The organism is Alkalicoccus daliensis (genome assembly GCF_900103955.1).
Lineage (GTDB): Bacteria > Bacillota > Bacilli > Bacillales > Salisediminibacteriaceae > Alkalicoccus > Alkalicoccus daliensis.
This window is the reverse complement of record NZ_FNIL01000011.1, coordinates 1-26910: the sequence shown is the minus strand read 5'-3', so window position 1 is coordinate 26910 and position 26910 is coordinate 1. Positions and strand designations below refer to the sequence as shown.

26 protein-coding genes and 4 tRNA genes are annotated in these 26910 nt (G+C 43.4%); 26 read left to right on the top strand and 4 right to left on the bottom strand.

All coding sequences use genetic code 11. The features are described from left to right. Nucleotides 1-66: 66 nt before the first annotated feature. Nucleotides 67-969, bottom strand: coding sequence for an ABC transporter permease (locus tag BLP92_RS14365; protein WP_425284448.1), 903 nt, complete (start codon nt 967-969; stop codon nt 67-69). Continuing rightward, nucleotides 962-2158: a quaternary amine ABC transporter ATP-binding protein gene (locus BLP92_RS14360; protein ID WP_090843643.1), complete on the bottom strand. Its 1197-nt coding sequence runs from the start codon at nt 2156-2158 to the stop codon at nt 962-964. Before BLP92_RS14360 ends, BLP92_RS14365 begins: the two co-directional genes overlap by 8 nt. A gap of 538 nt (nt 2159-2696) precedes the next feature. Between BLP92_RS14360 and BLP92_RS14355 the strand changes: the two genes are divergently transcribed. The 4 genes from BLP92_RS14355 (at nt 2697) to BLP92_RS14340 (ending at nt 7417) form a co-directional block, all read left to right on the top strand. Continuing rightward, complete coding sequence (locus BLP92_RS14355) at nt 2697-3257, top strand: GbsR/MarR family transcriptional regulator (RefSeq protein WP_244516865.1); 561 nt, start codon at nt 2697-2699, stop codon at nt 3255-3257. Nucleotides 3258-3569: 312 nt separating this feature from the next. Beyond that, complete coding sequence (sigX, locus tag BLP92_RS14350) at nt 3570-4118, top strand: RNA polymerase sigma factor SigX (protein WP_090843642.1); 549 nt, start codon at nt 3570-3572, stop codon at nt 4116-4118. Then, the gene (locus tag BLP92_RS14345) at nt 4115-5458 is read left to right on the top strand and encodes a hypothetical protein (protein WP_090843641.1); all 1344 of its coding nucleotides are present in this window, start codon (nt 4115-4117) and stop codon (nt 5456-5458) included. The genes sigX and BLP92_RS14345 overlap by 4 nt, the downstream gene beginning before the upstream one ends. Before the next feature lie 225 nt (nt 5459-5683). After that, nucleotides 5684-7417 carry an ABC transporter ATP-binding protein gene (locus BLP92_RS14340; RefSeq protein ID WP_090843640.1) on the top strand — a complete coding sequence of 578 codons (1734 nt, stop codon included), beginning with the start codon at nt 5684-5686 and terminating at the stop codon, nt 7415-7417. Here the strand turns inward: BLP92_RS14340 and BLP92_RS14335 are convergent. Continuing rightward, nucleotides 7414-8790, bottom strand: coding sequence for a sigma-54 interaction domain-containing protein (locus BLP92_RS14335; RefSeq protein WP_090843639.1), 1377 nt, complete (start codon nt 8788-8790; stop codon nt 7414-7416). The two genes, BLP92_RS14340 and BLP92_RS14335, sit on opposite strands and share 4 nt — an antisense overlap. Before the next feature lie 383 nt (nt 8791-9173). Between BLP92_RS14335 and BLP92_RS14330 the strand changes: the two genes are divergently transcribed. The 5 genes from BLP92_RS14330 to BLP92_RS14310 all read left to right on the top strand — a co-directional run bounded on the left by BLP92_RS14330 (nt 9174) and on the right by BLP92_RS14310 (nt 15825). Further along, nucleotides 9174-10082, top strand: a complete 909-nt coding sequence (locus BLP92_RS14330) for a proline dehydrogenase family protein (protein ID WP_090843638.1) — start codon at nt 9174-9176, stop codon at nt 10080-10082. A 73-nt stretch (nt 10083-10155) separates the two neighbouring features. Beyond that, nucleotides 10156-11025, top strand: coding sequence for an arginase (rocF, locus tag BLP92_RS14325; RefSeq protein WP_244516873.1), 870 nt, complete (start codon nt 10156-10158; stop codon nt 11023-11025). Between the two features lie 276 nt (nt 11026-11301). Then, entirely contained in the window at nt 11302-12360 is a 1059-nt protein-coding gene (locus tag BLP92_RS14320) for an ABC transporter ATP-binding protein (RefSeq protein ID WP_090843636.1), read from the top strand. Nucleotides 12361-12737: 377 nt separating this feature from the next. Then, complete coding sequence (locus tag BLP92_RS14315; RefSeq protein WP_244516863.1) at nt 12738-13943, top strand: extracellular solute-binding protein; 1206 nt, start codon at nt 12738-12740, stop codon at nt 13941-13943. A gap of 232 nt (nt 13944-14175) precedes the next feature. Further along, nucleotides 14176-15825 (top strand): ABC transporter permease, encoded by a 1650-nt coding sequence (locus BLP92_RS14310; protein WP_090843635.1) that lies wholly within the window; start codon nt 14176-14178, stop codon nt 15823-15825. A 33-nt stretch (nt 15826-15858) separates the two neighbouring features. Here BLP92_RS14310 and BLP92_RS14305 read toward each other — a convergent pair whose 3' ends face one another. Next, on the bottom strand, nt 15859-16623 hold the full coding sequence (locus tag BLP92_RS14305; RefSeq protein ID WP_090843634.1) for a rhomboid family intramembrane serine protease: 765 nt from the start codon (nt 16621-16623) through the stop codon (nt 15859-15861). Nucleotides 16624-16825: 202 nt separating this feature from the next. Here BLP92_RS14305 and acpS point away from each other — a divergent pair, with 202 nt between their 5' ends. The 17 genes from acpS to BLP92_RS14220 all read left to right on the top strand — a co-directional run bounded on the left by acpS (nt 16826) and on the right by BLP92_RS14220 (nt 26909). Continuing rightward, nucleotides 16826-17176, top strand: coding sequence for a holo-ACP synthase (gene acpS, locus BLP92_RS14300; RefSeq protein WP_090843633.1), 351 nt, complete (start codon nt 16826-16828; stop codon nt 17174-17176). Nucleotides 17177-17420: 244 nt separating this feature from the next. Next, nucleotides 17421-17699: an antitoxin gene (locus BLP92_RS14295; RefSeq protein ID WP_090843632.1), complete on the top strand. Its 279-nt coding sequence runs from the start codon at nt 17421-17423 to the stop codon at nt 17697-17699. 5 nt (nt 17700-17704) lie between these two features. After that, a complete protein-coding gene (locus BLP92_RS14290) occupies nt 17705-18055 on the top strand; it encodes a type II toxin-antitoxin system PemK/MazF family toxin (RefSeq protein WP_090843631.1) in 351 nt (116 codons plus the stop codon). A gap of 469 nt (nt 18056-18524) precedes the next feature. After that, nucleotides 18525-19355 carry an STAS domain-containing protein gene (locus tag BLP92_RS14285; RefSeq protein WP_090843630.1) on the top strand — a complete coding sequence of 277 codons (831 nt, stop codon included), beginning with the start codon at nt 18525-18527 and terminating at the stop codon, nt 19353-19355. A gap of 2 nt (nt 19356-19357) precedes the next feature. After that, complete coding sequence (locus BLP92_RS14280) at nt 19358-19714, top strand: STAS domain-containing protein (protein WP_090843629.1); 357 nt, start codon at nt 19358-19360, stop codon at nt 19712-19714. Between the two features lie 3 nt (nt 19715-19717). Further along, nucleotides 19718-20119 carry an anti-sigma regulatory factor gene (locus BLP92_RS14275; RefSeq protein ID WP_090843628.1) on the top strand — a complete coding sequence of 134 codons (402 nt, stop codon included), beginning with the start codon at nt 19718-19720 and terminating at the stop codon, nt 20117-20119. Between the two features lie 15 nt (nt 20120-20134). Beyond that, entirely contained in the window at nt 20135-21148 is a 1014-nt protein-coding gene (locus tag BLP92_RS14270) for a PP2C family protein-serine/threonine phosphatase (protein ID WP_090843627.1), read from the top strand. A gap of 58 nt (nt 21149-21206) precedes the next feature. Next, a complete protein-coding gene (locus BLP92_RS14265) occupies nt 21207-21536 on the top strand; it encodes an STAS domain-containing protein (protein WP_090843626.1) in 330 nt (109 codons plus the stop codon). Beyond that, the gene (gene rsbW, locus BLP92_RS14260; RefSeq protein WP_090843625.1) at nt 21536-22030 is read left to right on the top strand and encodes an anti-sigma B factor RsbW; all 495 of its coding nucleotides are present in this window, start codon (nt 21536-21538) and stop codon (nt 22028-22030) included. The genes BLP92_RS14265 and rsbW overlap by 1 nt, the downstream gene beginning before the upstream one ends. Beyond that, nucleotides 21990-22787 carry an RNA polymerase sigma factor SigB gene (sigB, locus tag BLP92_RS14255; protein WP_090843624.1) on the top strand — a complete coding sequence of 266 codons (798 nt, stop codon included), beginning with the start codon at nt 21990-21992 and terminating at the stop codon, nt 22785-22787. The genes rsbW and sigB overlap by 41 nt, the downstream gene beginning before the upstream one ends. Continuing rightward, on the top strand, nt 22788-23396 hold the full coding sequence (locus BLP92_RS14250; protein ID WP_090843623.1) for a SpoIIE family protein phosphatase: 609 nt from the start codon (nt 22788-22790) through the stop codon (nt 23394-23396). Between the two features lie 144 nt (nt 23397-23540). Next, a complete protein-coding gene (locus tag BLP92_RS14245; protein ID WP_175444313.1) occupies nt 23541-25700 on the top strand; it encodes a Tex family protein in 2160 nt (719 codons plus the stop codon). 132 nt (nt 25701-25832) lie between these two features. Then, entirely contained in the window at nt 25833-26327 is a 495-nt protein-coding gene (locus BLP92_RS14240) for a SprT family protein (protein WP_090843718.1), read from the top strand. Between the two features lie 135 nt (nt 26328-26462). Then, a tRNA-Asn gene (locus BLP92_RS14235) sits at nt 26463-26537 on the top strand. A gap of 4 nt (nt 26538-26541) precedes the next feature. Continuing rightward, nucleotides 26542-26632, top strand: a tRNA-Ser gene (locus BLP92_RS14230). A gap of 8 nt (nt 26633-26640) precedes the next feature. Next, a tRNA-Glu gene (locus BLP92_RS14225) sits at nt 26641-26715 on the top strand. 118 nt (nt 26716-26833) lie between these two features. Continuing rightward, a tRNA-Val gene (locus tag BLP92_RS14220) sits at nt 26834-26909 on the top strand. Nucleotide 26910: the final 1 nt, after the last annotated feature.

The following is a 26910-nucleotide window of genomic DNA, read 5'->3' as shown; positions in this document are numbered from 1 at the left end:
ATAACCACTCCTTTTGTTTCTATTTTTTCTATATCATCCTTTTTGAGAAAAAGGCGAAAACCATTTTTATGCTTTACGGCTGGCTGGATTTAAAGCCTGCGTCAAGCGGTCAAGAATAATTGCGAGAATTACAAGGCTGATACCTGCTTCAAAGCCCATCGCCATGTCATTTCGTCCTACCGCGTAATAAACCTGGCGGCCGATACCGTCCGTACCGATCATCGCAGCGATTACTACCATGGAAAGGGCAAGCATGATTGTCTGGTTCACACCAGCCATCATTGTTACCTTGGCCATCGGCAGCTGTACTTTAAAAAGTTTTTGTTTGGAAGTAGAACCAAACGCATCTGATGCTTCAATAATTTCACTTGGCACCTGCCGGATACCGAGGTTGGTAAACCGGACCGTAGGCGGCATTGCGAAAATAACTGATGCGATAACCCCTGGCACAATACCAATGCTGAAGAAAGCCACGGCCGGGATCAGGTATACGAAAGCAGGCATAGTCTGCATGAAATCCAGTATTGGAGTAACTATATTCCTTACAAGATCACTCTGCGCCATCCAGATTCCAACAGGAATACCGATAATGACGGAAATTAATGTTGCTGTAATTACTAGGGAGAGGGTAAGGATTAAGTCATCCCAGTAACCGATACTTTCAATAAAGAGCAGGCCGAAGAATACTAAAATCGGCAGTCCATACTTACCTGATTTGCGTACAAGCAGGTAACTGAGAACAGTTAAGATAAGAATAAATAACACTGGGGGAATTAAACTGAAAAAACCATCAAATAATTCCGTGGTCCAGCCGACTGCTCCCCGGATTCCGCCGAAGATAAGCCCGGCAAACTCTGCGCCTCTCAGCCAGTCAACGAAATCTTCAATCCACGTGCCGACCGGCAGTTCAGGGAGAAAGTCAAGAATAGCATCAAACCAGTTATAAATTGCTTCCCATGCTTCACTCAACGATATTCACCTCTTTTCCAGACAACGCAGCAAGAATTTGACTGCGGATAACAATGCCTTCCAGTTTATTGTTTTCGCCGACCACCGCAATTGGAACGGAGGAGGTTGAAGTTAAATCAAACAGGTCATGCATCGGCATTGTTTTTTCGCAGGTTGGCACGTCCGTCTGAATATAAGGACGGATATCCCGCTCATCATTTTTTACAGCTTCTGCAATATCGGCAGCGTGGACAATTCCCTGCAGCTGCCGTGAGCGGTTGACTACATAAATGCTGGATATATTCGCATCACGCATGCGTTTCAGCGCCACACGGGCACCATCTTTTTCGCCGTTGATTGTTTCGGGACGAATCATAATATTTTCTGCTGTATAAACTTTAGAACGGTCTACGTCTTCAACGAAGCGTCTGACATACTCATCCGCCGGATTCATGAGAATATCTTCAGGCGTACCAATCTGCACGATGGCACCGTCTTTCATAATCATGATGCGGTCTCCAATTCGCAGTGCTTCATCCAGGTCGTGTGTAATAAAAACGATTGTTTTCTGCATGGTCACCTGCAGATCAAGCAGTTCATCCTGCATATCTTTTCGAATAAGCGGATCCAGAGCAGAGAAAGCTTCATCCATCAGCAGGATATCCGGATCGTTCGCAAGTGCACGCGCAAGTCCTACACGCTGCTGCATACCTCCGGAAAGCTGGTCAGGATATTGATCCTCATAACCTTTTAGTCCTACAAGCGCTAAAGATTCCGTAGCTTTCTTTTTACGCTCCGCTTTTTCCATCCCTTGAATTTCAAGCCCATATTCTACATTCTGCAGAATTGTTCTGAATGGGAATAAACCAAATTTCTGGAACACCATACTCATTTTTTTTCTGCGCACTTCATTTAACGCCTGTTTATCCATCTTCGCCAGGTCATCTCCATCAAGCTGGATCTGCCCGTCCGTTGGATCAATCAATCTGTTTAATAGACGCACCAGAGTAGACTTCCCGCTTCCGGAGAGGCCCATGATTACAAATACTTCTCCCTCTTCTACATCGAAGGTGGCCCGGTTTACGCCGACTGTTAATCCTGTTTCTTTAAGGATTTCATCTTTCGATCGCTTTTCCCGCAGCATTTCCAGTGCAGGTTTAGGACGTTTACCAAAAATCTTTGATAGGTTGCGTACTTCGATTTTAGCCAAGAGGATCACCTCGTTTCATAATTTTTTAAAGCATTCCTAAGTAAAACTAAATTTTACGAATAAATCTCTCAAGCTCCGCTTTCTCCGTTTATGTAATATCACTGAAGAAAACAGTACGCCCAACTTTAGGTCAAAGGAAAAGTGGACTTTCAAACGGGCGGAGAATAAACTTCTTCGTTGAACAGCTTCTGCAGCCAGAAGATAGATGCTATGTTCACTGCAGCAGAGAAAGTTTTTACGGAACTTTTCTATGCAGTAAGGTAGAACAATAGCCGCATTTCCATTGAAAAATGTAATAATCTCAAATAAAAATCGGACCTTTCATACTATACGTGTAATAGATTTAGAATTCAAATGATAAAATTCGACAAATACGTATAAAAAGTTCGTACAGAAAAAACTGTACAAAGATTATATAAGCATATCTCTATAATACTACAATTCCCTCTTGCTTACACATTGAAGTGGTATTTTTGAAAGGGAAAGCGCTTTGATACTATAGGTAGATAAGAAGTTAGGAGTAGGGAGGACTGACACCGTGAATGAACAGCACCAGGAAGAAATGGAGTTAGACAAAGCCAGGGACCGTTTTATTACCGAAATTGCAAATAATGTACATCTATATGATATCACGAATTCGATAGGGAGGCTTTACGGCACTATTTTCTTCGCAGAAAAGCCAATGACGCTTGATGAAATGAGTGAGTCTCTGGGCATGAGTAAAACGAGTATGAGCACTGGAGTGAGAGCACTTTCTGAAGCAAACATGATAGAAAAAGCCTGGGAGAAAGGTGTGAGAAAAGATCTCTACCGGACGAACCCCGACTGGTATAAATCTTTTTCAACCGTATTTATTAAACGCTGGAGCCAGTCGGCTGCCAAGAACCATCAGGCGTTGTGTGATACAAAGCAGAAGCTGCAGGAATTAAGTAAAAATGCAGACAGCGAAGAAGTAAAACATAAAGCATCTCTTGATTTGGAAAAACTTCGCTCTGCTGAAGCATATTATGAATGGTTAAATGAAGTCATTTCCCTTTTTGAAACAGGAGAAATATTTAATATTGTTCCAAAAAGAAATGAACCATCTCAAAAAGTATGAAATAATATACTTACAGGAAGCCGTCGGTTTAATCCCGGGGGCTTTTTAATTGTGTTCAGCGGTCTATCGATATTTCAAAATTATTTCCCAGATCAATTTCATCATGGGGTGTTTGAAAGGGAACGAACGATTTTGAAATCACTTCTCCTGAAAATTGAACAGGAATGCTTCTTTTTAAGGAATATAAGGAGAAAAAGGTTACATCCTTTCCCCAGAATAATTCTGGTACAATAGAGCATGTACATATTTCAAATTATGGTGTAACATTCACCAATTGAAAACGACAAATAGATTAAGCAGGGAGGTAATGTTGTGAGGGAGGAGTTTGAACGGCTTTACTCTGCCTACCATCAGCAATTATTCCAATATTTATTTTACCTCGTCCGAAATCGTGAAACTGCGGAAGAACTTGTGCAGGAAGTATATATAAAAGTACTCCATTCGTTCGAAACCTTTGAAGGAAAAAGCAGTGAAAAAACCTGGCTGTATTCGATTGCAAAGCATGTAGCCATCGACTGGATCAGAAGGCAGTCTCGAAAAAAACGGAAATTTGAGGGCAAAGAATATGAGTGGAGCGAACGCGAATTTGAAATAGAAGATAAGCAGCCGCTTCCGGATCAGATTGTTGCACAGCAGGATGAGATTCAGCACATATATAAAATGCTCGAAAAATGCACACATGATCAGCAGCAGGTAATGATCCTCCGCTATGTGCAGGCCCTTTCCATTGCAGAAAGCGCTGAAATACTCGGCTGGTCAGAAAGCAAAGTGAAAACAACCCAGCACCGGGCAATTAAAGCACTTCAAAAACATTTAAAAGCATATGAAGATTCTTTTGAAAGAAAGGAGGAAACGCAGTGAGCAAGAAGGACTGGTCTGAAGAAGAGATTGAGAAAACATTAACAAAACTGCCGAAAATTGAAGACAGCCAGACGAAAGATGAATTGTTCCAGGCGATAGAACAGCGGAAGGCTTCCGGAACACCTTCCAGAATAAAACAGCAGCATGGGAAACAGTGGTTTTTTCCAACGCTTGCTTCAGCGGCAGCTGTACTTCTCGTCATATTAATGATCCCTTCATTTATGAACAGCGGGATGTTTATGTCCAGTGAAAACCAGGCGCCTCAAAATCAAATTGCAGTAACCGGGAATAACGTTCCAGATGAAAACAGTACAGACAATGCAGTTCCTGCGCAGGAAAGTGATAACAACACTGCATCGGAATCTGAAGAGTCTGCTGCAGATGAAGCAGCAGAGAGCAGTAATGAAACTGTGAATGACCCGCAGGAGGAAGGTGTCCCATCTTCTTCAGATAACAGCAGCAATATAGATAATGAAGAAAACATTTTTACAGCAGCAGGCGAAGAAAATAATAGTGAAGAAAATATGAATGAAGAAGAAGCTTTGGAAGAAAACGGGAACGAAATAAATGCTGTAGAAGTGGAGTATGTATATGAAGAAGAAGGAACCACATATGTTACTGCCTCTGTAAGCGATTTAGATGGCGGCCAGGTCATTTCTCTTTCCACTGTGGAAACTGCAGGAGTGACAAAAGAGGAAGCTTCCTTTATGGCAATTCAGGATAGTCTCGCAGTATCGACCGAGGCGTTTGAAGCTTTGGAAGAAGTAGCTTTTGATTCCCCATCCCCGGGGGAGGCGACTCTCATTTTTGAAGAAGACACTATGCTTGAGTCACTGGCAAGTACTGAACAGCTGTATGCAGCGGATATGCTGCAGGAAATTCTGTCTATTCATCAAGTGACGAATGTACATTTTCTTGCGGGAAGTGAAGAGGTGTCCTTTGGACAAAGTGGGGAAAGCTATCTCGAACTGTCTTTAATGAATCGTGGATACTATCTTACAGAAGGTGATGAATTTGTGAGTGCACGTGCGGCTGGTGAACAAATGACCAACGGTGCGGGAGACCCGCTCTCATTTGATGAAACGCTTGAAAGAATGGAGAATCCTTCAGCAGGCAATCCTTATCTGTCACCGATTACCGAAGACATTGAAGTAGAAGATGTAAGATATGAAGAAGAAATTGCGTATGTGTTTTATCGTTTTTCCGGAAACGATACCGAAGATCTGGCATTGTTTCAGGAAGCTGTAGAGCTTACGGCCAAGTTTTTCAGTTTGGAAGAAGTCCAGTTTGTTAATGAGGAAAGAGAAGAGATTACTGTAGTACCGGTCCAGCTTCCTTAAATTTTGAGGGAAGGCTCAGTTAACTGCACTTATAACTTATCTGTCTCTTCTATATTATGTTCCGCGGGGGCACTTCTTGTTTCTCCTGGCAGAGATGTAAGACCACTCCGCGGCAGTTTTTGACTGACCTGAAAACATTCAATGAGTGACGTCATTTAAATAATCTGTAAAACGAAGGTGTCCTTGAAGAAATGAGGAGACCTCCTTTTTGTGGGGAGGAATAAAATGTCTGATGAAAAGAAAATAAACCAATGGCGCCCTTTTCTGCGATTAATCCGGGAAACGAAGCCGCCTGTCTGGATCTTAAGTTTTGCGATTGTTTTGAGCATCGTAGAAACTGCGGTGGGGCTGATGATTCCGTTATTCACGCAGCAGATAGTGGATAATATTGCAGCAGGCGGAATTGAATATACATTTGTATTTCTGTTTTTAGGGCTGTTTTTTGTACAGGCTTTAAGTACTGGTTTTTCTTTATATCTGCTTACATATATCGGGGAATACATCGTGCGCGGACTGCGGACGCGGATATGGAAAAAAGTGCTCGCACTTCCGGTCAGTTATTTTGATACACAGGAAACCGGTGAAACAGTAAGCAGGCTGACAAACGATACCAACATTGTAAAAAGCCTGATTACAAGACACCTGGTATCTGCGGTTACAGGTGTTTTATCTATGGTCGGAGCCGTGGCAATTCTGCTTTGGCTTGATTGGCAGATGACCGTAGTAATGCTTACTTCTGTACCGGTAATGCTGTTTGTGATACTGCCGATCGGGCGGAAGATGTACCGGATCTCCAAATCACTGCAGGGAGAGATGGCAAAATATACAGCTGTGTTAAGCGGCGTGCTTTCAGAAATCAGGCTCGTAAAAATGTATACTTCCGAGCGTCAGGAACAGGAACGCGGCACGGAACGGACAAATGAATTGTTCCGCTACGGTTTAAAGGAAGCGAAACTGATGGCGATACTTAATCCGCTGATATCTCTTGCGATGATGCTGATGCTTGTCTTTATTATTGGATACGGTGGTGTACGCGTAGCGGCAGGGGCACTTACTGCCGGGGAACTGGTCGCCTTTATCTTATATTTGTTTTTAATTATCGTTCCCGTGACGCAGTTTACTTCGTTCTTTGCGGAGCTTCAAAAAGCGATGGGAGCAACGGAGCGCATCCGGGAGCTCCTGGAACATGAAGAAGAAGAAGGCGGGAAATACGAATCAGCAGCTTCTCACAAATCAGTTCTTTTTGAAGAGGTGTATTTCAGCTATCCCTCCTCCAGTCCTGTCCTGAAAAAAGTATCTTTTGTCCTTCCCGCAAATCGAGTTACTGCGATTGTGGGACCGAGTGGAGCAGGGAAAACAACAGTATTTTCTCTGCTGGAAAGATTTTATCAGCCGGTCGAGGGACGTATTCTCTATGGAGAGCAGCGGATAGATAAGCTGGAGCTGAAGCAGTGGCGCCAGAAAATCGGCTACGTTTCGCAGGACAGCCCCCTCATGGCAGGATCGATCTGGGAGAATTTGAATTATGGACTTCCGGAAGAAGCCGCTGAAAAAGAAAGTTGGGCTTCTCTGGAAGCAGCGCATGTAAAAGACTTTGTGGAGTCTCTGCCGGACAAGCTGCATACACAGGTGGGAGAGCGGGGAATTATGCTTTCCGGAGGGCAGAAGCAGCGGATTGCGATTGCAAGAGCACTGCTTCGTGATCCGGAGATACTGCTGTTGGATGAAGCAACAGCAAGTCTTGACAGCCAGTCTGAAAAACATGTGCAGGATGCACTTGCGAAACTGATGGAAGGGAGAACGACGGTAATTATTGCCCATCGTTTCTCCACGATTACCGGAGCTGACCAGATTATTGTATTGGAAGAAGGTGAGGTCACAGGTAGCGGCACGCATGCTTCTCTGTATGAAAATCACCTTCTTTACCGAAAACTCGCAGATCATCAAATGAAAAGTTAAAATTCAAGACGGCGGATTCTGTACTGCAGACTCTGCCTGCTGACGCCAAGCTCTGCTGCGGTTTTTGTGACATTCTGATTGTTGCGGGCGAGCATCTGCTGAATGTACTCCCGCTCCACGTCTTCCAGGTAAGTTTTCAGCGGCTTGGCCACAAAGGTGGATGCCTCTGCCTCAAGCGGGGGGAGCATGTCCATTGAAGTAGAGAATTTTGTACGCAGATGCAGCGGAAGGTGGCTGTATTCAATTGCTTCGCTGCTGTAAATTAAATTCATTGCCCCTTCAATCATATGTTCAAGCTCACGGATATTTCCCGGCCAGTCATAGCGGTTGAACACTGCTTCTACTTCCTCCGTAATTGCAGGTACTTCCAGCTGGAACATTTCATTATATTTGGAAATAAAATAACTTGTTAATACAGGGATGTCCTGCCTGCGCTGTCTTAAAGGAGGTACAACGATTGAGACGACGCTCAGTCTGTAATACAAATCTTCTCTCAGGCGGTTTTCTTCAATAGCTGCAGCGGGATCTTCGTTCATAGTGGCAATAATTCTCACATCAACTTTTCTGTCTTTAGTATCGCCCAGTCTGCGGATCGTTTTTTCCTGCAGTGCGCGGAGAAGTTTTGCCTGAAGCGGTGCGCTGAGGGAATTGATTTCATCAAGCATTAACGTACCGCCTTCTGCCTGTTCAAAGAGACCGGCATGGCTGGAAGCTCCTGTAAATGCCCCTTTGACTGAGCCGAATAAAAGACCTTCAATGAGGGAATCAGGAAGAGCGGCACAGTTCTGGCTGACAAACGGAGCCGAAGCTCTGCTGCTCGCGTTGTGTATACTCTGTGCAAACAGTTCTTTTCCGGTTCCGGTCTCCCCATAGATTAAAACAGAAGAAGAAGTTCTCGCAGCTCTTTCTGCATGGTGAATAACTTCCCGAAGGACAGGGCTGTCTCCGATTATCTGATCGAATGTAAAACGTGCGGCCGTTCGTTCTTTTGCATTTTCTCTCGTAAGAAGCTGCAGTTTTGTAATATCTCTTGCGATTTCTACAGCGCCGATTCTCCTTCCTTCGGAAACCAGCGGAAATGTATCGTTAATCGTAGTGATTTCCTGCCCCTTAAAGTTGAAATATACCTGCTTTTCATTTTTATGTACTTTTCCAGACTGAAGCGCCTGCAGCAGCCTGCTTTCTTCCTCTGACTGAAAAAGAAAAATTTCCATAATGTTTTTCCTCAGTACTTCTTCTTTATTCATTTCTTCGATCTCAGACATTTTCCGGTTGTAAACGAGAGAACTGCCATCCATGTCTATAATATGGATACCGACATCAATTGCGTCGAGCAGTTCTTTATATACTTCAGGAATTGTGGGAATTGTCATCAGTTTCCCCTCCTTTGTTTTAGTTCTCCACTTTGTATTGTAAGTGCAAACCTGCTTTGGTGCAAAAATTTTTTTCGTTTGTATGCAAAAAAATAAAACAGTGCAAAAAAATAAACTGAAAAAATTTATTGTAAGTGCTTTCATAGAAGTAAAAATAAGTTGGCATGAACTTTGCATAATTAATATTAACGTATAAGCAATCATCTGTCTTTCACTTTTAGATGGTAGTTGTACCGTTGGAGAGTATTCTATGGAAGACAGCTGCTTAGTTTCCAGACGCTCTGATTAAAAAGACTTCATTCAGGGAAACAATTAAATACAGTCGTCAATTGTTCAGGTTTTGCATTTATTAATAAGAAGAATTCGAAAGGGGATGGAAGCGTATGATTACAAGAGATTTTTTCTTGTTCCTGGCCAAAAATGATTTTATGAAAGATAAAGCCCGTAAATGGGGGCCGAAATTCGGTGCGAAATCAGTAATCGCTGGTGAAACGATTGAAGAAGCAATGCAGACGGCAAAAGAATTAAATGAAAAAGGACTGAAAGTAACCGTCGATCACTTAGGTGAATTTGTTTATAATAAAGAAGAAGCAATGGATGCTGCGGATTATTGTATTCGCACACTTGAAGGAATGGAAGAGAGCGGGGTAGACTGCAATCTTTCTCTCAAGCTGACACAGCTCGGGCTTGATATAGATAAAGAACTCTGCATTTCAAATATGAGAGCAATCCTGGATACTGCGAAAAAATATAATAATTTTGTTCGTATTGATATGGAAGATTACTCTCACATTGAAGCAACCTTTGAAGTGCTGGAAGAACTCAGAAAAACACATGATAACGTAGGACCGGCAATTCAGGCTTACTTATTTCGTTCAGAACAGGATGTGGAAGCGCTTAAAGGCATGAACATCCGGCTGATGAAAGGTGCTTATAATGAATCTCCGGAAGTTGCGTTTAAAGATCAGAAGGAAATTGACAACAATTATATAAATATTATTAAAAGACACATGCGCAACGGCAGCTATGCGGCTGTAGCTACGCACGACCATAAAATTATTGCCGAAGTGAAAAAGTTTGCGGAAGAAAACGGAATTTCCAAAGACCAGTTTGAATTTCAGATGCTTTATGGGTTCCGTTCGGAGCTGCAGGAAGAAATAGCTGCAGAAGGATTTAAAATGCGCGTATATGTGCCATTTGGAAATGACTGGTACGGCTACTTTATGCGCCGTCTTGCAGAACGCCCGCAGAATATTACCTTTGCGGTGCGCGGTGTCCTGACAAATAAATAACAAAATTTTAAATAATCAGCAGCAGATGGGAAGTGACAGTGTGAATAAGAAAGTTACGATAATTGGAGTGCCGATGGACTTGGGACAGATGCGGCGCGGAGTAGATATGGGTCCTAGTGTGATCCGCTATGCGGGTGTGGTAGAACGCCTGGAAAACCTTGGACATGAGGTGGAAGACCGGGGAGATATACAAATTGGGCGCCCGTCAAAATATGATATTAAAAATGAAGAAAATCTCAAAGACCTGGATGTAGTAGTGAATGCGAATGAAATGCTTGCAGACGAAGTGATAGACGTAATCTCAGAAGGGTCTTTCCCTCTAATTCTCGGAGGAGACCACAGCATTGCGCTGGGATCGCTTGCAGGTGTAGCAAAAGATAAAGAAAATCTGGGAGTAATCTGGTACGATGCCCATGGTGATTTAAATACAGGGGAAACTTCACCATCAGGAAATATCCATGGGATGCCCCTCTCAGCTAGTATGGGAATCGGTCATGAGGCATTAAAAAATATCGGCGGCTACAGCCCGAAAGTAAAGCCTGAAAATGTAGTAATTATCGGAGCTCGTTCTTTAGATGAAGGAGAGCGTAAATTAATTAAGGAAAAGGGTATCCGGGTGTATACGATGCATGAAGTCGATCGCTTAGGAATGTCACGTGTAATGGAAGAGGCGGTGGAGCATGTATCCAATGGGACAGACGGCGTTCACTTGAGCCTCGATCTCGATGCACTTGACCCTAACGATGCGCCTGGTGTGGGAACGCCTGTAATGGGTGGTCCTTCCTACCGGGAAACACATCTGGCAATGGAAATCTTAGCAGAAAGCAATATTATTACTTCGGCAGAATTTGTGGAAGTAAATCCGATTCTGGATAATAAAAACCAGACGGCAGAAGCAGCAGTGGCTTTAATAGGTTCTTTGTTCGGAGAAAAGCTATTGTAACTACTGAAAGCTGGCAGCGGAGCTCCTCCGTCTTCCAGCTTTTTCAAGTATGTGCGTGAACATTCAGTGACAATAACATTATCTCTATTAAAACAGCAGGCACCGCGTTGACCTGGCAATTCCGGCTGTGCTATACTCAATAGAAATGAAAATCATTCTCAACTAGATTCGAATTATTCTAAATAAGCTCTCATTCAGGAAGTGAATGATGAAGCAGTACTGCTGACGAGATGTGCTTTGAAAATCGGAACCGATAATGTACGGAGGGGAATAGTCATGAGTTTCATTCAACTGGAAAACATCACGAAAGCTTTTACAGGTTCGGGCAGGCCGGCTGTAGATAAGCTGAGCTTAAAAATAAAAGAAGGAGAAATTATTTCTCTTCTTGGGCCGAGCGGCTGTGGAAAAACTACGACACTTCGTATGATTGCCGGATTTGAAAATCCTTCTTCCGGAAGTATCCATATAGATGGAGCAACTATTGTGAACGAATCGCGTATACTCCCGCCTGAAAAACGGGGGATCGGAATGGTATTCCAGGATTACGCTTTATTTCCACATATGACAATACAAAAAAATGTAATGTTCGGACTGAATAAATGGAAAACCCGTGAAAAAAAAGCGAGAGTGAAAGAAGTACTTGAGCTGGTAGGCCTGGAGGAGTATGGAGATCGTTATCCTACACAGCTTTCCGGCGGCCAGCAGCAGCGGGTGGCACTTGCCAGAGCACTGGCTCCGAAGCCGCATGTAGTACTGATGGATGAGCCGTTCAGTAATCTGGACGCAGGACTGCGTGAAAAAATGCGCTTTGATGTTACGAACATCCTCCGCCGTGCAAATACTACTGCAATTATTGTTACCCACGACCAAAAAGATGCGTTTGCAGTTTCTGACCGTGTTGTCGTAATGAATGAAGGAGTAATTCAACAGATAGCTGCACCAAAAGAAATGTACCGCTGTCCGAAAAATTGTTTCGTAGCGCAGTTTGTGGGAAAAACAAATATTCTTACTGGAAAAATGGACAATGACCTTCGCAATATTCATACACATATTGGGAAAGTAATGCTTCCGGAAGAATCAAAGGAACGTCTGGAAAGCGTCACACTTTCTATTCGCCCGGAAGGCTGCATGCTTTCAGAGAAAGGTGCATTCTGCGGCGTAGTGGACAGAGTCACTTACGGAGGAGAATACCAGGAACTGCATGTCCGCCTGCATAACGAACCAGGCCTTTCCAAAGCTCCGATGATGATTTATGCTCCGGTAGAGCAGGATGTGGAAATAGGATCGATCGTTTCCTTTGATATTAAACCGGAACTTGTAGCGCTTGTTGAGTAAGAATTGATGAAAAAGCTCCTCTGCCGTAACTTCGGCAGCAGGGCTTTTTTTAGGTGTATTCGAATAACTAAGAAATAGTTTTCTGCGCGAACCAGGCACCCATACAAACAATGTCAAAAATACGAAAATTATTCCTTTATAAATACACGGCGTTTACAGGAAGCGGTGCTTCGTTCGAAGTAGTCGAAGGCAAGCCCTGCCGCAGGAAAACAATAGGAATTTTTCTGCTTAGAAAAGAATTTTATTTTCACAGCAGTAGTAATAATTACTTACAAAAAGCATTGACAAAAGATTTCTGATAAATTAAACTGAGTATTGTTGAGATTGATAATCATTTTCAATTAACTATACATAAACAATAGGGAGTGGCATAACAAGTGAAAGTAAATCGTAAAATTTTAACAGCATCTGTTTTAACTGCAGTATTACTTGCAGCGTGTGGCAATAACGAAGGTAACAATACAGAAGCAAATGAGAATGCGGCAGGCAACACGAATAATGCTGCAGAAAATACGAACAATGAATCAAATATAGAAAACGAAACAAACGAGACAAATGAAAATGAAGCAGAAGAGACCAATGAAGCTGAAAACGAAGCAGGAGAAGAAACCGCATCAGAAACAGAACTTGACGGTGAATTAATTGTTTACTCTTCTAGAAATGAAATTTTTACGGATGCACTTTTAGATAAGTTTGAAGAAGATACAGGAGTTGAGGTCAGAGCATTACATGAAGCTGAACCGCTCCAGATTCAGGAAGAAGCTGGAAATGTGCAGGCAGATATCTTTATTTCCAACGATATCGGCGGACTCGAATACTTAAACCAGGAAGGACTTCTGGAAGAGAGCGATCCGGAAAATATTGAAACGATTGATGAGCAGTTCCGCGCGGATAACAACGAATGGTTCGCCCTCTCTACGCGTGCCAGAGGATTTATTTATAACAAGGATATGATTGAAGAAGAAGAGGTACCTTCACGTATGGAAGATCTGCTCGATGATTCTTATGCAGAAGTGGAAAACGGCTATGCAATTACCCGCGGCGGTAACGGCGGCATGATCGGAAACGTGTCCGCGCTTCGTCACGAATGGGGAGATGAGCGGACGGAAGAATGGATTAATTCGATCCAGGAAAACGCAGCAGGAATTTATGAAGGACACGGAGATATCCGCCGCGCTGTCGGAGAAGGTACCCATGCTTTCGGCCTTGTAAACAACTATTACTATCACCAGCAGCTGGAAGAGCCAAGTGATAACAATGTAGGGTTTGTTTACGCAGACCAGGGAGAAGGAGAAATGGGAGCGATCGCAAACGCAGCAGGTGTAGGTCTTGTTGCAGATGGCCCAAACCCTGAAAATGCACAGGCATTTCTTGACTGGGTGCTTGAAGAAGAGAACCAGCTGGAATTTGTCGGCGAATCGCTGGAAGTGCCTATTAATCCTGAGCTAGATCCTCCTTTTGAGGAAGCAGTTCCATTCAGTGAGCTTCAGGTACAGGATATGCCGTTAAGAGAACTGGGCAACTATTTTGAAGATACCCGCCAGCTTATTGAAGATGCAGGTCTTGATCTTGAACTTCGTTAAATAAAATTTCAAAACCCACCAGCTGCCAGGATATTTCAAACAGTGAGACTGCGGTCTTGCTGTTGAAGTATTACTGACCGGACTGGTGGGCTTTTTTTTGCAGTAAAAGTAATGGAGGCAGTGTCCTCGTAATTTCTGTAAGTGAAAACGCATTATTTGTGTGGTATCTTTTTTTCAATTATGGTTGAATGAGAGAGGAAGAATTACTTCGCTGAATGTCAGGAGAATTTGTATGTCCAGAAAGAAAGAAGAGGAAAAAAATCATAGAACACAGGAGGGGAACTTCCAGTTTCTGCAGAAACGCTGGCGCAGCATTTGGAACGGAAATCCGCCGGGAATGGTGCTGCTTACGATCGGGCTGATCACGGGGATACTTATGTCTGTGCCGCTGGTGTATGTAATTATCAGATCTTTAGCAGCAGGCAGGGACAGCTGGGCACGGCTGATTGGAGACCGGATCCCCGGGCTGATGTGGAACACTTTGTCCTTAACTTTCGCCGTGACTGCTTTTGCCATAGTAATTGGAGTATCCCTGGCCTGGCTTGTAATCCGCACAGATATACCAGGGCGAAAAGTATGGCAGTGGCTGCTTGCTATTCCTTTGGTCATTCCTCCGTACGTTGGAGCGGTTACATACATTATCGTATTCGGGCCAAGCGGCTGGATGAGAGACTTGTGGAATGGAGGGGTACTAAACGTATTCGGAGACTATCCTATACAGATTTACTCTTTCTGGGGTGTGTTTTTCGTTATGACGATGTTTACATACCCATATGTATTTCTTATCGCCAGTGCTTCGCTTCGAAAAATGAACCGTAACTACGAAGAGGTAGCCCGCTCGCAGGGAATGACAACTTCTCAAATATTCTGGAAGGTGAATCTGCCGCTGCTGCGGCCGGCAATCGGGGCAGGTGCCATCCTTATTTCTCTTTATGTACTTTCAGATTTCGGGGCGATTGCGATGATGCGCTATGTAACCTTTACCGCTGCTATCTATTATCAGCGGGCAGGGTTTGATATTCCGTCTGCCTCTGTACTGAGTCTTGTATTAATTGTGCTGACTGTGATAATTCTATGGATAGAATCTTATTCCAGAAGAAAAAACAAATTTTATCAGACGTCGAATACATTTCGTCCGCCGGAAATATTAAAACTGGGCAGATGGAAGCCGCTGGCCCTGATTTACGTTATTTCCGTATTTACAATGGCTGTCGTACTTCCGATATTTGTACTTGTTTACTGGACGGTAGTAGGGGCAGAAGCTGGAGCGATTGACGCGAGTTTCTTTGAATATGCATGGAACAGTGTAAAAGTTTCCGGCATTGCAGCGGTGCTCTGTATGCTGCTTGCACTTCCGTTAATTTATTTGAAATCAAGGCATCCGTCATTCATTTCTTCAGGGATTGATAAGCTGAGCTATACTGGTTATGCGCTTCCCGGGGTGATTGTAGCATTAGGAATGGTATTTATTTTTAATAATCATATTCCTGTTCTCTACAACACTTTTTACATGATTGCTATCGCTTTTGTGGTACGCTTCCTGCCGCAGGCAATGCAGGCGGGAGAAGCTTCCTTGAGTCTCGTTTCTCCACGGATGGACGAAGCGGCGCGCAGCCTCGGGTATCCAGCCTGGAAAGTAATGCTGAAAGTAACGCTGCCTTCCATCCTGCCGGGGGTGCTTGCCGGCGGGGCGTTGGTATTCGTAAGTTCTATTAAGGAGCTGCCCGCGACTTTGATGCTGCGGCCGCCTGGATTTGATACGCTTGCTGTACGCGTTTACTATAATGCGAGTGAAGCAATTTACCATCAGGCAGCGCCGGGAGCACTGCTGATTGTACTCGTATCTATTATTCCGCTCCATTACCTGCTGAAAAGATATTAAAACAAGCCCGCTGCGCAATGCAGCGGGCTTGTTTTACGGAAGTAAAAAGAAATCAACGAGAAAGAAGAAGGTGACCATTGCCAGCAGTCCGCAGGCCAGATAGAACCAGATTTTCTTTTTCCGGTTTTCTTTTTTGCGCCAGCGGTCCGGATCAAAACCTATTTCATCCGGATCATGCACTCTTCTGGACTGAAACTGATCTTCATAGCGTACTTTCGCGAGAAATAAAGGAGCGAGTACTGCTCCGGCCGCGAGCCCGAAGATATGGGCAATAATATTTACGCCGGGGTTAATAAACGTCATGACGACCCCGATGATAACAATTACCATAATCAGCTGGGAATTCATATTTGAAATTAAGTCCTTACGCACAAGTACCATGTATACATATACTCCGAAAAGACCGAATACTGCCCCGGAAGCTCCCAGATGAATAACACGAGGATCGCCGAGCACGTAAAAAACAATATTTGCAAGAACCCCTGTACCGAGATATATCATCAGGAATTTCCCTTTGCCAAGCATTTTTTCCAGTGCAGGACCGAAAAGAAACAGAGCAAAAGAGTTGAATGCGACGTGTGCCAGTCCTCCATGCAGGAAAATGGGGGTAATTAGGCGCCACCAGTCACCTGCGGCAATTGCTAAGTTATTTCCTACCCCGAGAAGCTGAATTTCCCGGCCGCCGAGAAAAGTAAAAATATCTGTCCAAAGATAGAAAAACAGATTTATCGCAATCAGTGCAGTTACAACTTTGTATAGTCGTATATACTCATCAAAACTTTCATTTCTAAGAAACATGTCATCCCGCCTTCACAAGAATAGCTGAACCAAGCTGATACCAATTATGTTAAAATGAAAAATTATAACTGCAGCCCGAAGAAAGTTATCATTTTCGAACTGCTTTCAAAAAGTTCACAGCGAGTATTCATAACAGATTATTTATAATTTTAGCATAAAGCAGCTGGAAAAAGCATGAGGGAAAGACTGGGGGACAGAGCGCATGATTAGAGGGATTGGAATAGATATCGTGGAATTAAAAAGAATTGAACGAATTGCAGAAAGGCTTTCTTCAAGAATATTGACGCCTGCAGAAAAAGAGACATTCCAGCGGCTTCAGGGACAAAGAAAAACAGAATTTTTAGGAGGGCGTTTTGCAGCAAAAGAAGCATATGCAAAAGCTGCCGGCACCGGCATAGGGAAAGAACTTGCTTTTTTGGATATAGAAATTTTTAACAATGAAGCAGGGAAACCGGAATTAAGCGTATCCGGAAAAGAGGAGCTGGTGCATGTATCGATCTCGCACAGCCGGGAATATGCCTGTGCCCAGGTAATTATTGAAGAAAGACTATAAACACTGCTGCGCGCAGCGGAGAGAAAAGACGGTGGAGCCAGGGAGCATCGGTTTGGCGGGGAAATCGCTCACTTTATTTTAAAAAGTATATAAACAACTGCCTCGGGCACATGTCCTTGCATAATTTTAAGAATATTCCCAAGAAATTTAGAAAATTCGTTAAAACGGTTTTGCATTACGAAAAGTCAAGTGTTATGATTATTGTGGATATAAATAAGAGAGTTTGCTGCATGGGGGTGTTTTAGTGTCGAACGAAGCGAGCAAAGACATTACGATAAGCTTACCAGCACAGCTTGTACAAGAACTGGATGCTTTAACTGGAGGGGATTGCTTGGAACGAAGTGATGTAATTCAAAAAGCGGCAAAGCAATATGTGCAGGAACAAAAGAAGATTCACATTCGTGAAACGATGCAGCAGGGTTATATGGAAATGGCAAAAATCAACCTTAATATTGCAACGGAGTCCTTTTTAGCTGAAGAGGAGGCTGAAAGCACGCTGGATCGCCTAGTTAGCGGGGTGTAGCAGAGTTGATTGTGAAACGTGGTGACGTGTATTTCGCGGATTTATCTCCCGTAGTCGGATCCGAGCAAGGCGGAGTAAGACCGGTACTCATTGTACAAAATGATATAGGAAACCGTTTCAGCCCAACCGTGATCGTTGCTGCGATAACCGCACAGATCCAGAAGGCCAAACTTCCGACGCATGTAGAAATTGATGCGAAAAAGTATGGATTTGATCGGGACTCAGTTATACTTCTTGAACAAATCAGAACCATCGACAAACAGCGTCTGACTGATAAAATTACGCAGTTGGATGAAGACATGATGTTAAAAGTGAATGAAGCGTTGAACATCAGCATAGGCCTTATTGACTTTTAAATATCATCTTGAGAAGAGGAGATTGAACATATAATGTTCGATCTCTTCTTTTTTTTTGTGCAGAAACATGACGACTGGCTGGTAAACTCTTATATATGAATGGGTATTAAAAGATCCCGCAGCGCAAGTGCGGCAGGCTGGAAATAAATATAAAGCGGGCGTCGCATAATATTTTCGAATACATCGGAATTCCCCTGAAAAACTTTGATATTTATCCTATAGGAAATTCGAACGTAGCTTTCTTCAGCTGAACTTTTTGAGAATAGTACTATTATTGTGTGCTGGCGCAAAAAAATATCTCAGTTCTCATAATTTAAGAGATTCCTCATGAATAAAGGTGGAATAGATTTCTTTTCGATTTAAAACGTGTAAAAATAGTTCATTTCCTGTTCGCAACGTTTGCAAAAGCAGTAAATCAGTGGAATAATGGTTATATAACTTTGTCGTAAAGAGTGGAGGAACATACAAGATGAATTTGAAAGTGAGAGAAGAAGTTCTCCAGTATCAGGATCAGATTATTACCTCATGGCTGGAACAAATAGAGCAGTATCGTAATGATGATTCCCTGCAGAATATTTCAGGAGCTGTGTACGATAGTACTAGTCAGGATTTTGTACATAAACTGCTGGTTACACTGCAGCAGGAGGATACTGGTGATGCTGATCTCAACCAGTTTGTGGAGCGTTTAATTCAAATGGGATGGCCGCTTACCTTTGCTACCCGCGGACTTCAGGAATTCAGAAAAGCCTCTGTGAAAGCAATCTCAGAGAATTCAAACGATATGAAGGATGGTATTTTTCATTACCAGGAGATAGAAAGCTGGGTGGATAATATTATAAACCATCTGGTGGACCAATATTCAGGTTCCTGGGAAAATACAGTCTTTCTTCAAAAAATGGCGTTGAAGGAGCTTTCTGCCCCGTTGATTCCTGTTTTTGAAAATATCAGTGTAATGCCGCTTGTAGGCACAATTGATACAGAACGTGCCAAGCTGATTATGGAAAACCTGCTGGATGGCGTGATCGAACACCGCTCGCAGGTAGTATTAATTGACATTACCGGTGTTCCGGTAGTTGATACAATGGTTGCCCACCACATTATTCAGGCTTCAGAAGCAGTGCGGCTGGTGGGAGCTACGTGTATACTTGTTGGTATTCGTCCTGAAATAGCTCAGACAATTGTAAATCTGGGAATAGATCTTGGGAAATTCCCGACAAAAAGTACATTGAAAAAGGGAATTGAAACTGCGCTTGGGATGACGAAGCGGGAAATTATTGATCTTGAGATACAGGAGGGCTAACTTTGCGGATTCCAATATTAAAATTACATGATTATTTATTAATATCTGTGCAAGTGGATTTAGATGATCAGACTGCTCTTCAGTTTCAGGAAGACGTTCTGGGAAAAATACATGAAGAAGGTTCACGCGGCGTAGTAATCGATTTAACATCTGTGGAAATGATTGATTCCTTTATAGCGAAAGTGCTCGGTGATGTTGTTGATATGTCTAATTTAATGGGCGCAAAAGTTGTATTAACCGGGATTCAGCCGGCTGTAGCGATTACATTAATTGATATGGGGATAGTACTAGATGACGTGCCAACTGCATTGGACCTTGAACAAGGGTTGGAAAGACTCCAACTCGAATTGGAGGGTTGATATATGCAAGTTCAGACCCATGTCGATATAAACAGTGAGTGGGGTATTGTGGCCGCCAGACAGGCGGGGAGAAAGTTAGCTCGGGAAATTGGTTTTGGTTCTGTAGACCAGGCGAGAATTACCACGGCAATTTCAGAGCTTGCAAGAAACATATATCTCTATGCAAATCAGGGACAGATAAAAATAGAAGAAGTATCAGCCGGCGGGAAACAGGGCATGAAAATTATTGCGTCTGATGAAGGACCCGGCATTAAAGATTTAAGAAGAGTTATGGAAGATGGTTTTACTACTTCCGGCGGTCTAGGAGCAGGCCTTCCAGGGGTGAAACGCCTGATGGATGACTTTTCCATTGAATCTGAAGTAGAGCAGGGGACTGTGATTACAGCGGTCAAATGGCTGCGATAGAGGGGGTGCGGTCGATTGGAAGATATGAAGGTGTCGATGTATCAGCTTTATAAGGATATGCTAACCAGTTACCTTGAAGATAAAAGTGAGCATGCTCTTTATCATGCACAGCAGTTCAGCAAGCAGATGATGGAGCAGGATATGTCTCCGGAGGAAACAGTCAGTATGCATCTGTCTGTCTTCCAGGACATAGCGGATGACCTTCCGGAAGAAGTCACGGATTCTTTTGATCTTCTTTTGGAGGTTATGATCGGCTATGGACTTGCTTACAGGGAACATCAGAGCCTTCGGGATCGCCAGCAGGAACTGGAATCAGAGTTGAACGTCGCTGCGCACATGCAGCGTACGCTTCTTCCGAACAAAAAAATTGAAATAGATGCTTTGGACTTTGGCGTGGTCAGTGTTCCGGCCGGAAAGATGAGCGGGGACTATTACCACTATGATATTGATGACCGTGGAAATTTTGCGGTGGCAGTAGCGGACGTTATTGGAAAAGGCGTACCTGCAGCTATGTCCATGTCCATGATCAAGTATGCGATGGATACACTAACAGATAAGCAGATGCAGCCATCCGTGGTGCTGGAAAGCTTAAACCGGGTTGTAGAAAGAAATATTGATGACGATATGTTCATTACGATGATGTACGGAGTTTATCATCCTGATGATCATTATTTTTATTTTTCAAGCGCGGGACATGAACCTGGGTTTTTTTACACTGCCAAAGATGATACTTTTGTAAGTCTGGAAGCAAAGGGGCTGGTCCTCGGAGTTTCCCCGAAAGTACGTTATGAAGAGCAGAAGTTAAAACTTGATCCAGGTGATTTTGTCGTGTTCTTATCTGATGGAGTTACAGAAAGCAGAGTGAACGGAGAATTTATAGAACGCGAACAAATCGTCGATATGATCCGCGAGCGGTTACATATGGACTCGCAGGAAATCGTAAATGAAATATATGAACAGCTGGAAAAGGCCCAGGAGTTTCAGCTGCGGGATGACTTTACATTAATGATTTTAAGAAGAAAGGTTTAAAATCCTATCTGTTGTGGTAAAGCATTTAAGATAGCGTATGCCTTGAGGAGGGTAAGGAATGAATTTAGATATTCAAGTATCAGAACACGAAAATAAAAATGTTGCACAGGTTTCAGGAGAAGTAGATGTTTATACAGCTACAAAATTAAAAGAAACGTTAACACCGCTGGCAGAGCAGGAAGATAAAGAGCTTGTGGTAGATCTGTCGGGCGTTGACTATATTGACAGTACCGGCCTTGGTATTTTTATCGGGGCTTTAAAAGCGAGTGAAAAATCAGGGACATCACTTACGTTAACCGGATTGAATTCCCGGGTGAAACGTCTATTTGAAATCACTGGCCTGCATGAAGTGATCGACATTGATTCAACAAAGAGGGAGGAAGCGTAATGACACAATCTTCTGAACTGATCGAAATGAAGGTGCCTGCGCGTCCGGAGTATGTTGGAGTTGTCCGTCTTACAGTTTCAGGTATCGCGAACAGACTCGGCTATTCTTATGATGATATTGAAGATATTAAAATTGCGATTGCCGAAGCATGTACGAATGTAGTAAATCATGCCTATCCGGATGATACTGAACAGGACAGCATGCATATTACGTTTGCCGTGTATGAAGATCGGATGGAACTTATTGTAGCTGATCAGGGCGGCGCAGTAGACGTGGATCAATTAAATAAAGGCCGGGGCCCAATTACAAAGGAGCAGCCTGTTGAGGATCTTAAGGAAGGAGGGCTTGGGCTTTTCTTAATTGAAACACTGATGGATGAGGTAGAAATTCGCGGGGAATCAGGTGTAATGATTATCATGACAAAATTCCTCCAAAGAGATGAGGTGGATCCGTATGTCAACACAGCCTCAGAAGAATCACCAGAACACCAGTGAAGCTAAGCAGAAAATTCTTGAAAAAATCGCAGAATTTCAACGGACAAACGATGAAGAACTTCAGACAGAACTAGTATTGGAATTTGAAAGTCTTGTGCATGCACTTGCAAGAAAATTTTCGCGTGGACAAAGACATGATGAAGATTTAATACAAGTCGGCATGATAGGCTTACTGGCTGCGCTGAGAAGATTCGACCCCTCATTCGCACGGAGTTTCGAGTCCTTCGCCGTTCCAACCATCGTCGGGGAAATAAAAAGGTTTATTCGCGATAAGACGTGGAGTGTACACGTACCGCGGCGAATCAAGGAGCTCGGTCCTAAAATTAAAGGCGCGGTAGAAGATTTAACTACTACCTTACAGCGTTCTCCGAGTGTACATGAAATAGCTGAACACCTCGGCGTTTCCGAAGAAGAAATTCTGGAAACGATGGAGATGGGGAAAAGCTATCAGGCTTTATCGGTCGACAGGTCTATTGAAGCAGATGATGAGGGCAGTGCTGTGACACTGCTGGATCTTGTTGGCCAGAATGAAGACGGCTATGAAAAAACAGACCAGCAGCTTCTTCTGCAGAAAGCATTTGCAGTTTTAACTGAGAGAGAAAAACAGATACTGCAGCTTACCTATTTCGAAAACATGAGTCAAAAAGAAACTGGAGAAAAGCTTGGTATATCTCAAATGCACGTCTCCCGCCTGCAGCGCAGAGCACTTCAGAAACTGCGTGAATCTATAAGAATCGAGCCGACGGAGGCTTTTTAAATGCTTGAACATCTGCATCTCGGAGATTCAAATATCAGTGTCTATCAAACAGCGAAACAAGGTAACTGGTGCTCGGGGGACAGTTACTTTGCTTCATATCAGAACGGTTTTGTTACATGTGCCCTTGCAGACGGTCTGGGCAGCGGGGAAGAGGCGATGCACGCGTCAAAGCTTGCAATGCGTGAGATCGAAGAAAATCCTCATCTGGAGCTTCCTGAATTAGTAGACCGGTGCAATGAAAAAATGTGGGGAACGCGTGGGATAGTGCTGTCGATTTTACGTATTCATCTTGAGGATAAGGTGTGTGAATACATTAATATAGGGAATATCACCTGTAATTTCTATCATCCGGATGGAAGGATGATACGACCGGTGCCGAAGCGAGGTTATTTGTCAGGAAGAAGACAGAACCTTCGCGTCCAGCGCTGGCCCTATGAAAAAGATATGGTATTCACTATGTATTCCGATGGATTTCCTGTAGACCCTTTAGCGAAAAAATCATTTTGTCCAAATGATACTCCAGAAGAGATTATGAACAGAATATCTGATCTGTTTAAAGGAGTAGACGATGATGCGACAGTAATGATAGGAAAAGCAAATGTGCAGTAAAGATGACAGTCCTGCTAATAAAAGCAGGGCTGTTTTTCTATCTCTTTTTGTGAACAGGCGGACCTGGCAAATGAAATCAGTTTTTAATATGAGGAGAAAAACAGTTATACTGAATAGGAAGTTTTATTTTTTGGAGGAATGAATATGAATGAAGCACTGTTGAAAATTGTACATAAAGAAGTGTCCCTGCCAATGAATCAATTAAAGAAAGTAATTGAACTCACTGAAGAAGGAAACACAGTTCCTTTTATTGCCCGTTACCGGAAAGAAATGACAGGCGGACTGGATGAAGAACAAATCAGAGCAATTCTCGATTCCTGGAATTACGCCCAGGCGCTTGATAAAAGAAAAGAAGAAGTACTGCGTTTAATAGAAGAACAGGGAAAGCTGACAGAGGAATTATCTGCTTCGATTACAAATGCAGTAAAGCTGCAGGAAGTAGAAGATTTATACCGTCCGTATAAACAAAAGCGGCGCACCCGGGCCACGAAAGCAAAGGAAAAAGGACTCGAACCATTGGCCCAGTGGCTGTACAGCTGTCCAAAAGAGGGAGATGTCCAGAACGAGGCAGCAAAATATATTGATGAAGAAAAAGAAGTGGCAGCTGCAGAAGATGCCATAGAAGGTGCGCAGGATATTATTGCAGAATATATTTCCGACGATCCTGACATTCGTAAGCACCTCCGCTTTCTTACCTGGAAAGAAGGAAAGCTGCATGCAGAGAAAAAAGCAAAAGCGGAAGATGAAAAAGAAGTGTTCGCCATGTATTACGAATATGAGGATCAAGTATCCAAAATTGTTCCGCACCGCGTACTCGCAGTAAACCGCGGGGAGAGTGAAGAGGTACTTCGCGTGAAAATTGAAGCACCGGAAACGAAGGTACTGGCCTGGCTGGAAAAGCAGGTGATTCATTCACGGCCCACAGTAGCAGAGCCTTACTTAACAGCAGCGCTGGAAGACAGCTTTAAGCGTCTGCTCCACCCTTCAATAGAAAGAGATATTCGCGCAGAATTAAATGAAACGGCAGAAGCACACGCGATTGAAATCTTCTCCCAGAATTTAAAACAGCTGCTCCTGCAGCCGCCGTTAAAAGGGAATGTAGTACTGGGCGTCGATCCGGCTTTTCGGACCGGGTGTAAGCTGGCAGTGGTGGATGCCACAGGTAAAAGGCTTTATACAGGAGTGATTTATCCAACAGCGCCAAGGCACGAAACGAAGCAGGCTGCCAAAACGGTGAAGGAAGTTATAGCGGAATACGGCGTTACGATGATCGCGATCGGCAATGGAACAGCTTCCCGGGAAACAGAGCAGTTTATTGCAGAAGTAATGAAAGATATTAAGGAAGAGATCTATTATTTAATCGTCAACGAGGCGGGAGCGAGTGTATATTCTGCTTCCAAGCTTGCAAAAGAGGAATTCCCGGATCTGCAGGTAGAAGAGCGGAGCGCAATTTCTATCGCCCGCAGGCTGCAGGACCCTCTTGCAGAACTTGTGAAAATCGATCCCAAATCTGTAGGGGTCGGGCAGTACCAGCATGATGTCACACAGTCCAAGCTGGGGGACAGTCTTACCTTTGTAGTAGAAACAGTGGTAAACCGCGTAGGTGTAAATGTTAATACTGCTTCGGCCTCTTTACTTCAGTATGTATCCGGTCTTTCAAAGACCGTAGCTTTAAATGTAGTGAAGGCCCGGGAAGATGCAGGAGTATTTACGAACAGAAAACAGCTGAAAAAGATTCCGAGACTTGGAGCGAAAACTTATGAACAGAGTATCGGTTTCTTGAGAGTAAGTAACGGAGAAGAGCCGCTGGATGGAACAGCGATTCACCCGGAAAGCTATGATACCGCAAAAAAACTGCTGAAATATTTAAATCTTACTGCAGAAGATATAGGTACGGAGGCTGCGGTAGAATCGGTGAAATCACTTTCTATAGAAGAAGCTGCTGAAGAATTTGAAGTTGGGGTTCCTACGCTGAAAGATATTGTGGATTCTATCCAGCAGCCTGGAAGAGATCCGCGGGATGAAGTAACAAAGCCGCTGTTAAAACAGGATGTTCTTTCTATGGAAGATTTAAGTCCGGGGATTGAGCTGGAAGGCACGGTAAGAAACGTAGTTGATTTTGGGGCTTTTGTAGATATTGGTGTGAAACAGGATGGTCTCGTTCACATTTCTAAACTCGCCAGCAAATTTGTAAAGCATCCGATGGATATCGTATCCGTGGGCGATGTGGTAACGGTATGGGTGGAAAATGTTGATGTAAATAAAGGACGCATTGCGCTGACAATGCTCGAACCAAAGAAATAAAAAGGAAACCCGCTGATTCAGTTCAGCGGGTTTTTGTGTGTATAATAAGAATCAGGAATTGCTTTTCAGATCACAAAGGAAGATGATATGATAATAAAAGCAAATTACCGAAGAGAGATGGAGTGGCAGGGAATGAATAATGAAGAGCTGCAGCGGCTGACAGAAGAGATTTCCCTGGATTTTTTCAGGAAGAGATTTAAGCATAAAGCTTCTTTTAACAAAAGACTGCGGACAACCGGAGGCAGGTATGCCCTGCAGTCTCATAATATAGAAATTAACCCGAAACATTTAGAGCATTACGGCAGAGATGAAGTAATCAGTATTATTAAACATGAGCTTTGTCACTATCACCTTCATATAGAGGGAAGAGGATACCAGCACCGTGACCGTGAATTCAAACAGCTGCTCAAACAGGTAGGGGGATCGAGACACTGCCAATCTATACCGGCGGTAAGAAACAAGTCTGTCACTATACATGTTTATCGTTGTCTCACGTGCAGCCATGAATACTTAAGAAAAAGAAGGATGAATACGAAAAAGTATGTCTGCGGTAAGTGTCATGGAAGATTAGAAAAAACAGCAGAAAAAAATGAAGGAAAAACGTTGACGGCTTTCCAAGGGATATGATACATTAATAAAGTCGCTGAAACGGCAGAGCAACGATCGCCTACATATAAAGCGAGTGGAAATGCAAAAATATATTGACATAACATTTTGAAGAATGTTAAGATATAATCTGTCCTCATTAGAGAGAGGCACTATTCCACAGTAGCTCAGTGGTAGAGCTATCGGCTGTTAACCGATCGGTCGTAGGTTCGAATCCTACCTGTGGAGCCATACTGGAGAAGTACTCAAGTGGCTGAAGAGGCGCCCCTGCTAAGGGTGTAGGTCGCGCAAGCGGCGCGAGGGTTCAAATCCCTCCTTCTCCGCCAGTTATTAAGGCCCGTTGGTCAAGTGGTTAAGACACCGCCCTTTCACGGCGGTAACACGGGTTCGAATCCCGTACGGGTCACCATTACTTAATTTTCACAGCAGTTGATATTCGCCCGAGTTTTCAAACATGATCTTCATGCAAGAAGGTAGAGGAAACGAGTACAATTGATGAAGAGATTCGCAGCTTATTGCATTAAGATGGAGGATTAGCTCAGTTGGGAGAGCATCTGCCTTACAAGCAGGGGGTCGGCGGTTCGAGCCCGTCATCCTCCACCAT

Bases quoted from the DNA above. Each gene is read 5' to 3' on its own strand.
- BLP92_RS14275 (WP_090843628.1), top strand. From the start codon at position 19,718: ATGCAAGTTCAGACCCATGTCGATATAAACAGTGAGTGGGGTATTGTG.
- BLP92_RS14320 (WP_090843636.1), top strand. From the start codon at position 11,302: ATGAGTTTCATTCAACTGGAAAACATCACGAAAGCTTTTACAGGTTCG.
- BLP92_RS14310 (WP_090843635.1), top strand. From the start codon at position 14,176: ATGTCCAGAAAGAAAGAAGAGGAAAAAAATCATAGAACACAGGAGGGG.
- acpS (WP_090843633.1), top strand. From the start codon at position 16,826: ATGATTAGAGGGATTGGAATAGATATCGTGGAATTAAAAAGAATTGAA.
- BLP92_RS14330 (WP_090843638.1), top strand. From the start codon at position 9,174: ATGATTACAAGAGATTTTTTCTTGTTCCTGGCCAAAAATGATTTTATG.
- BLP92_RS14335 (WP_090843639.1), bottom strand. From the start codon at position 8,790: ATGACAATTCCCACAATTCCTGAAGTATATAAAGAACTGCTCGACGCA.
- BLP92_RS14265 (WP_090843626.1), top strand. From the start codon at position 21,207: ATGAATTTAGATATTCAAGTATCAGAACACGAAAATAAAAATGTTGCA.
- rsbW (WP_090843625.1), top strand. From the start codon at position 21,536: ATGACACAATCTTCTGAACTGATCGAAATGAAGGTGCCTGCGCGTCCG.
- BLP92_RS14250 (WP_090843623.1), top strand. From the start codon at position 22,788: ATGCTTGAACATCTGCATCTCGGAGATTCAAATATCAGTGTCTATCAA.
- BLP92_RS14240 (WP_090843718.1), top strand. From the start codon at position 25,833: ATGAATAATGAAGAGCTGCAGCGGCTGACAGAAGAGATTTCCCTGGAT.
- sigB (WP_090843624.1), top strand. From the start codon at position 21,990: ATGTCAACACAGCCTCAGAAGAATCACCAGAACACCAGTGAAGCTAAG.
- BLP92_RS14340 (WP_090843640.1), top strand. From the start codon at position 5,684: ATGTCTGATGAAAAGAAAATAAACCAATGGCGCCCTTTTCTGCGATTA.
- BLP92_RS14285 (WP_090843630.1), top strand. From the start codon at position 18,525: ATGAATTTGAAAGTGAGAGAAGAAGTTCTCCAGTATCAGGATCAGATT.
- rocF (WP_244516873.1), top strand. From the start codon at position 10,156: ATGGACTTGGGACAGATGCGGCGCGGAGTAGATATGGGTCCTAGTGTG.
- BLP92_RS14305 (WP_090843634.1), bottom strand. From the start codon at position 16,623: ATGTTTCTTAGAAATGAAAGTTTTGATGAGTATATACGACTATACAAA.
- BLP92_RS14245 (WP_175444313.1), top strand. From the start codon at position 23,541: ATGAATGAAGCACTGTTGAAAATTGTACATAAAGAAGTGTCCCTGCCA.